Origin of the sequence: Paraglaciecola polaris LMG 21857, from assembly GCF_000315055.1 — a bacterium.
GTDB lineage: Bacteria > Pseudomonadota > Gammaproteobacteria > Enterobacterales > Alteromonadaceae > Paraglaciecola > Paraglaciecola polaris.
The window spans coordinates 30,204-44,176 of sequence record NZ_BAER01000024.1 but is presented as its reverse complement, the minus strand read 5'-3'; the positions used below and the strand labels follow the sequence as shown (position 1 = coordinate 44,176).

4 protein-coding genes are annotated in these 13,973 nt (G+C 45.6%); 1 reads left to right on the top strand and 3 read right to left on the bottom strand.

All coding sequences use genetic code 11. The features are described from left to right. The first annotated feature begins 143 nt into the window (after positions 1–143). Positions 144–4,532 carry a hypothetical protein gene (locus GPLA_RS04665; protein WP_007103686.1) on the top strand — a complete coding sequence of 1,463 codons (4,389 nt, stop codon included), beginning with the start codon at positions 144–146 and terminating at the stop codon, positions 4,530–4,532. Positions 4,533–4,574: 42 nt separating this feature from the next. Here the strand turns inward: GPLA_RS04665 and recD are convergent, their stop codons facing one another. The 3 genes from recD to recC are packed head-to-tail and all read right to left on the bottom strand — an operon-like array spanning position 4,575 to position 13,971. Further along, complete coding sequence (gene recD / locus GPLA_RS04660; RefSeq protein WP_007103685.1) at positions 4,575–6,584, bottom strand: exodeoxyribonuclease V subunit alpha; 2,010 nt, start codon at positions 6,582–6,584, stop codon at positions 4,575–4,577. Further along, positions 6,578–10,513 carry a UvrD-helicase domain-containing protein gene (locus GPLA_RS04655; protein ID WP_007103684.1) on the bottom strand — a complete coding sequence of 1,312 codons (3,936 nt, stop codon included), beginning with the start codon at positions 10,511–10,513 and terminating at the stop codon, positions 6,578–6,580. The genes recD and GPLA_RS04655 overlap by 7 nt, the downstream gene beginning before the upstream one ends. Next, positions 10,510–13,971 carry an exodeoxyribonuclease V subunit gamma gene (recC, locus tag GPLA_RS04650; protein ID WP_007103683.1) on the bottom strand — a complete coding sequence of 1,154 codons (3,462 nt, stop codon included), beginning with the start codon at positions 13,969–13,971 and terminating at the stop codon, positions 10,510–10,512. Before recC ends, GPLA_RS04655 begins: the two co-directional genes overlap by 4 nt. Positions 13,972–13,973: the final 2 nt, after the last annotated feature.

Sequence of the window (13,973 nt, the reverse complement as noted above, 5' to 3'; positions counted from 1 at the left end):
AGTTTGTGATGAGTTACGAGAGCGTACCAACAAGCCATACCAGTTTGGCTTACACCTCAAATTTGTGCAAATTTCGGCCAGAAACTTGATTTTTCTCTCGTTCTGAACTGTTACTTAACAACACAAGGAACAGGTGAGAATCAATGTCGGCAAAATCGGTGGCGCAGAATACACTATCCCCCCCAAAAACGCCAAAGAGACGGGTGTTTTTATTGTTTATTATTTTACTTTCTGCCGCAGGCCTCTACACCTATTTGTACTACAGCAACATCGAAGAAGGTTCGAGTAATAATAATCTCTACCGGATCCTGTACGAAGCCTCAAATACCCTCAATGAAAACCTAGATAAAATTAAACGCGCCCACGAATACAGCGAGAGCGAAACCTCAATCCGTTCACTGTTGCCCAGTTACCAGCGCGTCACCAGCACACCTCTGCGCAGCGTCAGTAAATCCCTTACTTACACCCTGTCAGCGCAGCAAATCAACATTCAAGATCCTAAGAAAGTATTCAATGCCAAACTTGATGTAGAAGATATTTTGCCCATCCCCCAAGCAGGTTTCAGTCAGTATTTGTTCGCCAATAAAGATGGCGTCGTACTCGCATCCACCGGACACGAAAAAACCATATCGATTGTCGATTTAACCAGTATCAACCGTGCCTTTTTGCGTCAGGAAACCCGCTCCTTATTGTCAATGGCGGATGAGGGCAAACCATCAGGCGATAAAGTGCCATTACCCAGCTACAGCAGCCATATTGATATTACCCTGTCTTATGGGAAATACCGCGTATTTGCTTTCCCATTCGCACTCGACATTCCTATTACTTACCAGTATGGCGAAAAAAGCGAAACGCTAAATCACCTTTACCTAATAGGCTTATTGCCCAGAGCAAAGCTTATTCAACAAAGTACTACTAGTTGGAACGCGTCGCTGTTAGTTGTCAGTTTGGTTAGTTTGTTGTTTATGCTGGCCTTAGTTCGGTTATTCTTGCTACCCATCACGCACTCCATAACCCCAACCAATCGCAATCTCACGCACCTGATTAGCTATGCATTTTTTATTGTGGTGTTATCCATGTTATTGGCATATTTGCAAAAATATGTAGTAGGTTACAACAAAGATCAACAAGCCGTCGAATACGCTAAAATCGTGGCGCAAAACATACAGCATGATGTATTTGAGGTATTTGATAAGCTTCATCAGTACCGTAGTTTCTATCAGTTACTTCAACAGAGCACCGCTTACCAAAAACAAAAAGACACGCCGCCGATTGTCTTACCCGGAGCACAAACAAGCCAACTTATAGAAGGTGATTTGTTAGCCGAGTTTCACACCGCGCTGCTCAGTATTTCGGACATTCGCTGCCAAGATATGGCAAAGCCTGATAACGCAAAAAACGACGAGGCTAGATTCAGTGATTTACCCAACGCAGCTGCCAGTAGTGACGCCCAGTTCTCCCTTAATTATTATTGTGACGATGAGAATCATCTCTCCCTAACAAGTGATTTAAATGCGACCAATTTAAGTCGTTTTTTACACAGTGATGACATTGCCCCCGAAAACGCCCAAATCATTGATTTTTTCGCCCGCAACCTCAGCCTAAACTTAACCCCAAATGAGAGTTTAGAAACCTATATATCGACTGCGCCTGAGTCAAATCACGCATTAAACCTACTGAATGTATTTTTACTGAACAAAGATGGCGCTATTCTGACGCCGTCTTTCTATTTTGTTGAAAATAACGTGTTACCTGAAGGTTTTGAGCTGTCAAACCGAGATTATTTTAAGAAAATTCGTGATCACAAAGGCTGGACGTTACCCAATCGCAAGATTAAAAGCGACGGCGAAACACCACAGCGCTACACGCAAGTGTATATTCAGCGTCTACTCAACGTTAACAACGCCACCCGTGGCACCACTATCTCTATGCCCCTGTATACCGCAGATTACAAAGAGCGCAATCTTGCCCAAGATCACAGCCCTAAAGCCAATCGTTACGCAGATGTCATTGCCGCAGATGTACTGTTACCAAGAGTCAGCCTCGCCCCACCGGCCCCAATGGACATGACCTTTATGGTAGTCGACAGAGACAACGGTGACGTATTGTTCCACGGTGATGCCAGTCGTTCCTTGGTAGAAAATTTATATTTTTCTGGCAATCATAGTCCTATATTAAGCCAGCGTATTCGCGCTGCACTAGATAAAACCGCATCCCCAGGAGCAAGCGTAAACAATGCCATAAATGGTTTTTACCACGGACAAGCAGGTCGATTTTTTGTGCAGCCTAGCATCATAGATAAATGGGCCGTAGTGGTTTTCTACCCAGATGACAGCCTAGATGCCCTGATGACCAGCCAGTTCATGTTTCTGTGCATTAGCTTTGCTGTCTTTGTCACTGTGCTTGCCTTAATAAGTTGGCTATTAGCCAGAGTATTTGATACCGACAAACTTAAACAAGTCGTTAATCTGCCGGCCACTTTTGACACCAAAGAAATGCTGCATTTATGCTCAACCTTGATTGGGATTATGTATTGCCTTTTTACCTTCACTCATTTAATTATTTACCCCAAGGAAAACGCAGGTTATTTCCTCTGGATTATTGCGTGCACTTTACTACTGATATTTTACTTTGGGTATCGCGGGTATAAGCTACTATTCGAATCCGCTGGAGAAAGTTTTTCGATCCATAAAAAAGGCAAAAAAGGTGCCTTATTTTTGGCTGTTGGTCTAGGCGCATTAGCCTTAGGGCAAGCTTTCTATTTAAATTCCGTGATGACCATTCCCCTGAAGAACCTGTCACATTATTACCAATACCAACAGTGCAACAAGTTTAATCGAGAACGGGCAGAAATCGCCGCTATTGGGTTAACGCGCTTCCCAAACTCAATAACCAAGCACCGTATGGACGCCGCCGCGTTACTCAATGGTCATAACCCCATCGAGACGCCGCACAATAAAAGCCAACAGCAGTCCAAACAACAGTGCGAAAACTATTCAACTGTGGTCACCCCTGACGATTTCCCCAATGCATTAGATTTGATCAACGCCACGCAAGATTGGCCTTGGTTAGACTCATTTATCACATTTTCTCATACGCCTGAGCCCAATAATGCATTGGTTAACGACGCATCCAACATGAAAAGCTTCAATATGCCCATCTGGGCAACGATATTCGGCTTATGTGCAATCACCCTAGTGCTGCTTGCTTGGCTGCACTTTAACCGTGTGACGCTGTGGCAAAGACTCTATTACTCGTCTTTTTTCTTACGCCATATCCGCAGTTTAAACCTGCCAATGAGTGATGAAAAATGCGACCAAATATCACCACAGCTAACCCTTAAAGTGGACTCAGCCAAACCGAATGGAATTGATTTAACGACCTTGCTGCATCTGACTGAATTGCATAAACCTCGCGTCTCACAACAGGTATTTTTCGAGGGTATGACAACGTTACCCTGCTTTGCTTTATTACTGCAAATTAGCCCGTGCTTGCGACGCTTTAAAACCGAAAAAATCGACTTACCTAACATAAAAATGACGTTACGCGCTGAGCCCAATGGCCAGGGTTTTAACCTCGAAATATGGGACATCGAAGTATGCTTAGAAGTGCCTAAACACCGATCCGCGCTGCTTACCCTACTGATGGAGCTTAAATCCTTGGTTTTACTGGGTAAAATTAGCCGATTAACCCTGTACGCTGGATTCTACAGTTTGCAGCGGGTGAAGATGAAAGACCCTCTCGCACAGGTTAACGATACAGCCAAATTAGCCCATGCTGATTATTTATCTTGGGCTGATTGTTTACTGGACTTTAATGTTCAATTACCCAGCAAGATCACTCAACAAATTGATCAAGAGGTCATGCATGATGAAATTCACCTATTTGCTGATCTCGCCTGCTTATTCCCTTGTGTTACCGCACCTGAAATGGCCATTAGCGAGCTAACACCACCATTTAATTTGACTAATTGGCTGATCTGGGAAAACCTCTCCAGTTGGCACAAATCGGCCGCACTACGTAAAGCCTATACCCACCTAAAACGTGCATCAAGTAAACTGTATAGCACGCGTTATTGGGCAACCATCAATTACATACTGTTAATTGCCGGTGCCTTATATCGCTACAAATGGGAGTTGTGCTCCAATGCTGAAAAGCTCGCTTTGTACAACTTGGCGAAGGGCCACTATATCAACCCAAAAAACAGTGAAATGATCGAGCATCTGGCATTAGCAGGCTTGATCAAGGTCCAGCGTAGGCACGTCACCATCATCAACCAAAGTTTTGCTCATTTTGTGCGCCACGCTGAAAGCGCACAAACAATGAATCAATTAGTTAACGACGGCGAAGCCGGCACCTGGAAAAACTACCGTCTGCCCTTAGGTTTGTTGCTGGTACTGGTTATTGGTGCCGTTGCTCTCACGTCGGGTCAATCGTTATATATAATAGCGGCGTCTCTTGCTGGGGTTATCGGCACCATTGCCAGTTTAACCACAAGTGCCAACATGTTGCGCGGCCACCTCAAAGATTAGCGCTGACCTAAAAGACTGACGGCTATTTTGGCTGGCTTGATCTTAGCCGATTAGGCGTTTTGCCAAACCACTGCCACGTTTACAGCGCCTGGCGATACTGACTGATAATGCCTGTTCATCACTGTACAAAGTGAATGACTTTTTCGCTCGGGTCAGGCCAGTGTACAATAACTCTCGACTCAATAGGCGTGCTTGAGAGCGTGTTTCGACTCGAGGCAAGCACAAATAAACATGCTCAAATTCTGAGCCCTGACTTTTATGAATTGTCATCGCATAGACTGTTTCATGGGGTGGTAAGCGGCTAGGCAAGACGCCGCGCAAGGTATTCTGTTCAGTGACAAACCAAACTTTAACCAACCCTTCATTTTGCTCATCAGGCATGACAATGCCTATGTCACCGTTAAATAATCCTAAACTATGATCGTTTTGCCTAAGCATAACGGGCCGCCCAATATAAAAATCCCGACCCAGGTCAATCAGGCCTTGTTTATTTAACTCAGACTCAATCAGCGCATTCATCTGATGCACTCCCCAAGTTGCCTCTTTCTGTGCGCACAGCACTTGTTGTTGCTGTAACAAAGCAAATACCTCTGTGCCCTGAGTTTCGAACTGGCCATCTGTGCACAGCGTTTGTACGCACGAAAAATACGCTTGATAGCCCTTGAGCAAATTATTGACCAACGCTTTGGGCTCATCACTGGCGTTCCAGCGCACATCAGGGTAATCGGTATTGGCAAACAAGGCTTTAGACGCAGGTAATTTGCCTGTATTCATGGCTCTCGCTAAACGACCAATACCGCTGTGCTCACTAAAACGATAGCTTTTATGCAACAGCGCTAAGCTGTTGCTGATTTTTGCGTTATTCACATAGGGTGTACTTAATTCAATTTGACACAAGGCTTTAATCACCGTTAATGCATCGCTGCTGTAGGGCGGTGGTTGGTTGTAAACCGTGGGCGAAAAATTCTGTGCCGCCGCACAAATATCAGACAGCACACTGCCCGCTTCTACTGAGGCTAACTGATCCTTATCCCCTAACAAGATAATTTTGGCGTGACGGGGTAATGCGGCGAACAATTTACTCATCAGCGGCAAATCGACCATGGAGGCTTCATCCACTATCAATACATCCACGTGAAGCGGATGTTGCTCGTTGAAACGAAAATAGGGACTATTAGGGATACTGCCCAACAAGCGATGTATGGTGCTGCACTGGGTAGGTAAATCCGCTTGCAGCGCTTCGGGTAAATGCCCCATAGCCGCGCTAATAGACTGACTTAAACGGGCAGCGGCTTTGCCAGTCGGCGCGGCTAACTTAATTTGCAAACGACTTTTTTTGTGCCGCGCTAATCCTTGTAGCAGTGCCATTAGACGAATAACAGTCGTGGTTTTCCCCGTTCCCGGCCCACCTGTTATCACGCTAACATTTTGACTGGCCGCAAGACACACCGCCACTTTTTGCCAGTCAATGTCATACTCTGTACCATTGGCGTTTGAAGGTGCCTCATCGACGGGAAGCGGTGCTTTATGGATAAATAACTGCGCCAATAAAGCACGGCCTTCATCCATATCTAGTACCGATGGTTGCCCTGTCATACTGTTAATTTTGTCAGCGAGATGCACTTCGTATTGCCAATAACGCTGCATATACAGCTCATTTCCTTCCAGCACCAAGGGCTTGTTAATATCCGTTGATGGCCGATTTGCATCGAGCCTAGCCACGCACGTCGAAGCAGCAAGCACATGGTTCAGCTCTGCTGATGAGCCAAAATGATAAAAGGGTAAGAAAGGCTGATAAAAGCTGTGCAATGTTAGGCAGCTGTCTTGCTCACCTAATCGACTGCTCAAATACGCCGCTAGCAAGCCGACGATATGAATTCCCCCGTGATCGAGTACCGAGTCTGCGTGCTCATGATGTATAATAAACTCAGCGAATGCAGCATCTAACGGGCGAATACGCCCAACATTAAGCAAGTCGCGTAAAATGCTGGCCGTGGTGGCCACTTTACACTCTTCGTTGTTATCAACACTTTGTTCGCTATTGGCTACCATAAATCTAATTGTCCTTGTGACGTGGATGCATCACCGCTGTTGTCAGTGCTTTTTGTTGCATCTGGGTCAGCAATCTCATTTTTGCTCGCTCTATCGGCTTTGTCATACTGGCCACTAAATAACGCATCAAGATCGTCGATTAACGCCTGTGACGGCAAAATATAAAACACCCCATTGCCCGGTTTCTCACTGTGCATGCCCCGTAAAAAGGTGTAATACGCCCCGCCCATATCACGGCTAAAATCATAGTCAGGCCATTTATTTTTCAGCCAACGATGCAGTGCTAAAGTGTATAAAATAGCCTGCAAATAATAATCATGTTCTTCCATGGCCTTCGCCATTGCCTCACCATGATAATCCGCGAAGTCCGCCCCCAAATAGTTCGACTTATAATCCAATACGTAAAATCGCCCTTGATGTTGCACGGTTAAATCTATAAATCCCTTCAGCATGCCATTGAGTTGCTCGAACTGATAATGATGGTGTCGCTGGGGAATATGTCGATTCAATATTTGATTAAAGACTTTCGCCTGCACCTCAACCAAGGGTATATGGAACTCCATCTCCACCAGTACTTGTTGTTTGCTTAAGTCACTCAAACTAAGATTTTCACTTTGATTCCCCCATTCACATTGCTGTGTAGCATCGGGGATATCGCTGGACAATTTGGCTTGTAATACATCGAGGATCCACGTTTCAATGACCGAAAACCACTTATCCTCAATACCATACCAAGTGCCTTTTTCAGCTATCACGCTCGTCAACTCAACGGGATTAGCGAAATCAATCGATTCCAACACAGCATGTAAAAAAGAGCCTGCTTGCGCCCCTTTGACAAACGTGAATTGATCCAACACTTCCTGCTCATTGACACTTTCGGTTAAGCTGTCAAATGTATCCTCGAGCGGTAGCTGCATTTCCACGTCTGATAACATTTCATTATTAGGGGGTTGCTGGGTAATAACACCATCCGTGCCGAGTTCACCCAGCGCTGCAGATTGTTCAGAAGATGGTTGCGCCGGTCTATTAACTACTGTCTCAACGCCAGATTGCGTCCCAATACTGGCCAGTAAATCAATCTTATCGTTGCCTTCATCAAGTCCCGGGGATAGAAATTCATGATGTTGCTGACTGCTAATCGCAGAGTAGCTGGTTAACCGCCAACGCCGAGTCACCCCATGGGGTAAATGTGCAGCTGTTAACCTAGTTAGCCTATTGCTCGAGGCACTATTATCAGTATTTTGCACACTTCGGGCCTGTTGAATTTGTTTTAAATCATTGACTGCGCGTTGCGCATCATGAGCACTAAACCCGTGATAGCCCACATCTATATCACGGCCTAAGTCATCTAAACGCTTAGCGATAACCGCGTCGCTCATTTGACTGTCTTGGTTAAACAGCACCCGACCGAGCGCCGTTTGTAACAACTGTGATTCTTTTTTACGTTGCGGATGACTGTTATTCCACAGACCGATAAAACAGTAATGCACCGCCCGCGTCAACGCCACATACAGTAAGCGAATGTCTTCTGCTAAGCGTTCATGATCCGCTAATGCTAAGTTGGCATCAGCAGCCAGAAAATCAATGACTAGGCCTTCTTTCTCACTGTGATAAATAGCTTCTTTCATTTCACGGCAGCGTGCAGCAAACGGAATAAAGACTAGCGGGTATTCCAATCCTTTACTGGTGTGCTGGGTGATGATTTGCACTAAATTTTGCTCTGTCTCTAGTCGAATTTGCTGGCCTTCATTATCGTTATCTGGCTCGGCTAGATGCTCTTGAAACCAGTGCAACATTTGACTTTCCCCAGTCATTAATTGACTTTGCACTTGCAGCAATTCGACTAAATGACGTAAGTCAGTTAAACGTCGCTGTCCATCACGATAATGCGCCACCAGTCGTTCGGCGAGACCGAAATGGCGCATCAAAATGTTTAACGCCATCATCAAACCGTGTCGCTGCCAAAGCTGGTGCCAATAGGCAAATTGCTCTACCAATTTTTGCCACTGCCATTCGTCACTGAATAGGTCGTCTAGTGCTTGGGCGTCATAACAAAATAATTCACTGCTGATGGCGCCGCGTAAATAACGGTCATGGCTAGGGTTCGCCAGCGCTTGCACTATGGCAAACAAATCCACAGCGGTTTGACTTGCAAATACGCTTTTACGAGCCAAAAACATGCTATCGACCCCGAGCTCAGCGAGGGATTGTTTAATCGTATCCGCTTCGTTTCGATCCCGCACCAATACGCAGCAATCTCCGGGCATAAGCGCGCGCTGCGCTATTTTCGCTTCGCCATTTGCACCTTGGGCGATAAAATCAGCAATACGCCATGCACAGTGTTTAGCCATGGCACTTTGCGCATCTCCCCAGCTAAGGGGAGCGCCGCTATCACTGAGTAAATGGTGAAAGTCCAAACTATTGTGCTTTTGCCCCACAAGCTGTAAGCCATTTTTCTGCTCGACGCTGTTCACCGCTTGAAATGGAATACTGTCTTTAAATAAGAAACCGGCTTCACTTTGGCTAAACAAAGTATTCACCCCTTCAACCAAGCTAGGTTGAGAGCGCCAATTCGTTCCTAAGGTAAATTGGTGCGACGGGTCCACCAGCTCTTTGGCAGCAATATAGGTATGAATATCAGCCCCACGAAACGCATAAATAGCCTGTTTCGGGTCGCCAATAGCCACCCAACAAGGCTGAATATCGCTAAAGTCTTGCGTATAAATAATACGGAAAATATCAAACTGAATAGGATCCGTATCTTGGAACTCATCAATAAGCGCGGCGGGGTAACTCAACTGAATCGCTTTTGCCAGAGACTGTTGCGTTTGTGCCCCGCCGTCGCCTGTCTGAATTGGCAATACTTGGTCAGTTAAGGCTCGGTGTAAATTACTCAGTAAATCGTCTGGAGACAGCAACTGCAAACGTTTCTTATTGCTAGCCAAATTCGATGCAATCTCTTTCAGTGCATCCAGACTGTAGGCCAGTAAAAGCTGCTCGTGACATTGCTGTTGCAAACGCACCAGTGCTTCAAAGCGGGTAAAGTCCAAATGCGTTAGGCTTTTCGAGGTTTTTTTCATGGCACTCGTGATTTTTTCAGGTCTAAACGCATGCCACACATCTTTGTCAAAATCCGCTTGTGTCTCATCGCTTAGGCAAAAGGCTTGCATTTTTTCGATGAAATCGACTTTACCCAATTTGGTATTCGCTTTAAGCCCAGCTTCAGAAATTTGAGTCGCAACTGTGTTGTTTAACCACCAGCGTTTCGTTTCATGCACCGCTGCAATATAACCTTCAACACTTTGATGACTCGTGGCAATATCAACGGTTTGCAGTGGCGTGACATGACGATATAACAACGACTGCAAATTCGATTGCAGTGCAGATGGGCCGCGCCATATTTTAAGGACCTCTTTTAAGATCCCCACGGGGATATTGACCATATGCCCCCGCCAGTAATCTTCTACTGCCAGTTTTAACCACTGAGATTCATCAAGAACCAGACTTTGCTCATACATTGCCCCACTCTCAAACGCATGCAAGCTGAGCATGCGCTGGCAAAAGCCGTGAATAGTGAACACGGAAGCATCGTCCATTTGTTTGATCGCTAACAATAAACGGTGGCAAGCGAGCTCAAGATTGGCACTGCGCTCAATGAGATATTGGGTAAACTCATCTGTACTCTCGCCTGCGTAAAAATCTAAATACGCGCTGTGCAGGCGCTGGCGAATACGTTGTTTCAGCTCTGCGGTGGCCGCATTGGTGAAGGTCACCACCAATATTTTGTCCACACTCAGAGGTGCACACTCATCCCCTAACAGTAAACGTAAATACAAATTCACTATGGTGTATGTTTTACCTGTACCTGCGCTCGCTTCAATTAATGATGAGCCCACTAAAGGAAAGGTTTTGGTATCTAATGGGATCATGATTGGCTTCCTAATTCGTCAAATAAGGGGCCAAGTAACGCGTGACTCACATCACTGAAAGCGTCAAAGTGTTGGGTCAAATCAGGGCAAACTCTGCGAATATGCGGCTCCTCTCCCTCACCTTTGGCAAAATGACTGCCATAAAATGCCTGCTGTGCTTTTAACAACGCTTTTGTTTCATCCTGCACACTTAACCACTCGTAGGCCGTTTTAGGATAAAAGTGCAGCACCTGTCGCTGTCCTATACGCCAGTAACGTATAAAAACAGCAAGCTGCGTTTTTGCTTCAGCCATATCAACAACGCCCACACGAAACGGTTCTTTATCGTCTATGCCAACAAAATATGCACACTTATCCTTAGCTACGCTGCCGTTGGCACACAAGGCCAGCCAGGTTAACCATAATTGCGTAATGTTATTGCCTTTCACCTTACCTGGTCGCCAAAAGAGTAAATTACCGTTATACAAGTTATCAATCCAACCGGTTATTTGGATACTTTGCAGCACAGTGTTGCTCTGCGTTTGAGATCCGGAGCTAGCACTGTCAAGGTCAGACGTTAGCGGGCATAGACAGCTCAGTTCAAGATTGATCTCCTCGCGTTTAGGACGCACCTCATCAAGGGGCCCGCCAATGATAGCGGCGAGTGCATCAGCTAATGCTTGAGACTGTTTACGAATCGGCTGCAAACTGATGTCCGCAATATTGCCAGTGGGTAATTTACCTTCAGCACGCAAGCGAGCGGTCCAATCCTGATGCTCTGTTGTGACAAACCGCTCGTTTAATACATAGCGAGAAAGTGCATCAAGCTCAAACGGTTCATCATCGCTTTGCACATCATAAATACGGGTTAAACGCGTTTGCCAGCGCTGGCTAAAAAAAGCTTTCGCTGGGTTACTGAAAAATTGCAATAACTCGTCTAATTCAACCTCGCTCGTATGTGCCACATCGGGTAATATGGACAACGGCATTGGACAAAAGTCCAATGGTTCATCCCTAGCAACATAGCCCTCGTCAAGTTGCTGCGCCAATGCCAACCAATGAGTTTGAAAACTGCGCTGCGATATCCTCTCATCATCGGCACTGAAATACCTTGGATTAAACGGCTGCAACGCATGTTCGTGATATATATGCTGATGTAAGTTATGTACGCAGGCATCTGGTGTTAATCCATCATCGCCTACTAAGCAAAATGTTTGCTCGGTATATTCAAGTAATTCGCTGAGTAATATTGACGGGCTGCGCGGAGAGTTATCCTTGGCGCTAAAACCTTGAAAACTTAAATAAAGACGTTTACGTGCTGATAATATTGCCTCTAAAAACAAATATCTATCGTCTAGTCTACGGGAACGATCCCCCCGTCGGCCTTTGCCTATCCGCATCAAGTCAAAGCCGACTGGCACAACTTGTCTTGGGTAATCGCCATCGTTTAACCCTAACAGGCACACTACCTTAAACGGCACACTTCGCATGGGCATGAGAGTACAAAAATTGACATAGCCGGCTAAAAATCGTTGACCAACACCTTTACTCGACAGATTCTGTTCAAGTTCAGCCAGAAATACATCGTGTACAATCTCGCCGGTATATTGATTTTGGTGCGCGGTCATTTGTTCAATAGATTGACGCAACTGCAGTATGTATGACTGGTCATCATCGTCAGGCAGATATACTTGTTCAATCAGCGCAAGAGCCCCTTGTTTCTTCATTTCAAGGCTAGCGCTTTGCTGACAAAACGCTAACGCTTTACCTAACTCACGGCTAAACAGATAAAATTTGCCCAAGGCAATAACATGTTGACCTTCAATATGCTCGTAAGGCGCAATTTGTTGTACAGAGTCGTCGAACATACCTTGACCGCCCATGGCATAACCGGCCAGCAAGCGTTGTAAACCAAACAACCAGGTATTCTGAGGTTCATTGGGCAGCGCCCAGCGTAACTTATCCTCACCATCCCAGCCCCAACGCACACCTGCATCGCCGAGCCAAACACTCAGTAAATCAAATTCCTCAGGGTTAATATCAAATTTACGCTGCACGGCGGGTACTTCGCACAAGGCTAATACATCAGACAATCCAATACGGCTTTGATGCAGCGACATGAGCTGCATGAAACTGTTCAATAAGGGAGATTCTTGCTGAGCATTGCGATCAGAAATTGCATAGGGAATGTTCAAGGCTTTATCTGTGCCACCGAAGACCCCATCAATGATCGGAGCATAGCCCGCAACATCTGGCATCATAACGATGACATCGCCAGGATGTAGTTCGGAATTTTGGGCAAAAAGATGCAACAGCTGATCATGCAATACTTCAAGCTCACGTACCGGCGAATGACAAGCGTGAACCTGAAGCGTGCTGTCCTCTTGCCCAATTGCTATCTTGGGATAGTGCTCACCGTTTGACAACAACTCTTCTGCTGGCAGAGGCTCAGCAGCGCCTCGATGGGTCAGCGCGAGCACTTCATGTTGCATATGCTCTAACAAGCTTTCAGGCCTTTGCTCGATAAACGCATCGTGTAGCTCTACCTCTAAGCCTAAGATCATATCCTGATAATCCCGCCCTTGCTTGCCCCATGATGCTAATAATGGATTCCCCACCAGCAAATAATCTTCCACTCCGCTGATGCCGCCTGCAAACTCATCACTCGCCTGTTTTAATAAGGTTTGCAATTTGGCTTGTAAAACCTGTTTGTTATCAACAATATCTCCCCAATAGTGAGCACTGGGGTTAAACCAGAATATGATCACGTCACGTGTTTTTGCCAAAGCCGCAAAAATCTCTAGTTGTTGCACGGGCATGGCAGACAAGCCAAATACGAATAACGGTTTTAACGCCTCGTCTTGGTGGTTAATTTTTGTTAATTCGGTTAGTAAGCGTTGATGTAAATTCGCCCGATGAAAAGGATATTCATTTAACCCTTTGGCAAAGTCGACTAAGGCGCGCCACAAAATAGGTTGCCAAGGCTGAGCATCAACGTCGGTATCAGGCAAGTTATTCTCGCCTTGCTCCCAAGTCAAAATCCACTCAGGACGATAAACCAGATATTGGTCATAGATATCGGCTATTTTTTGGCACAACTGGTAAAGCTTGAGGGGTTGGTCGTCATTTAAGTACTGGGCAATGCTGGCAAACTCAGGTTTGCCACTCATGCTAGGCAAAATACTCATGAGTTTCCAAGTCATGTTGTCTTTGGTGAAGGCGGATTGCTCTGGTAAATCAGCCACATGTCCCTTGTACAATTGCCAGATATAACTGGAGGGCAACGGAAAATCAATATTGGCTGCAATGCCAAGTGCTTGTCCTATCTCAATTTTTAGCCACTGAGCCATTCCGGGGCTTTGTACCAGCACTACATCAGGGGAAAATATGTTTTGCAGAGTACTTTTACTCTCACCTAACCAACCAATGAGATAGGCAGCAAGACTTTCCATTTTATTAGACTGAACCAGATGTAACATGA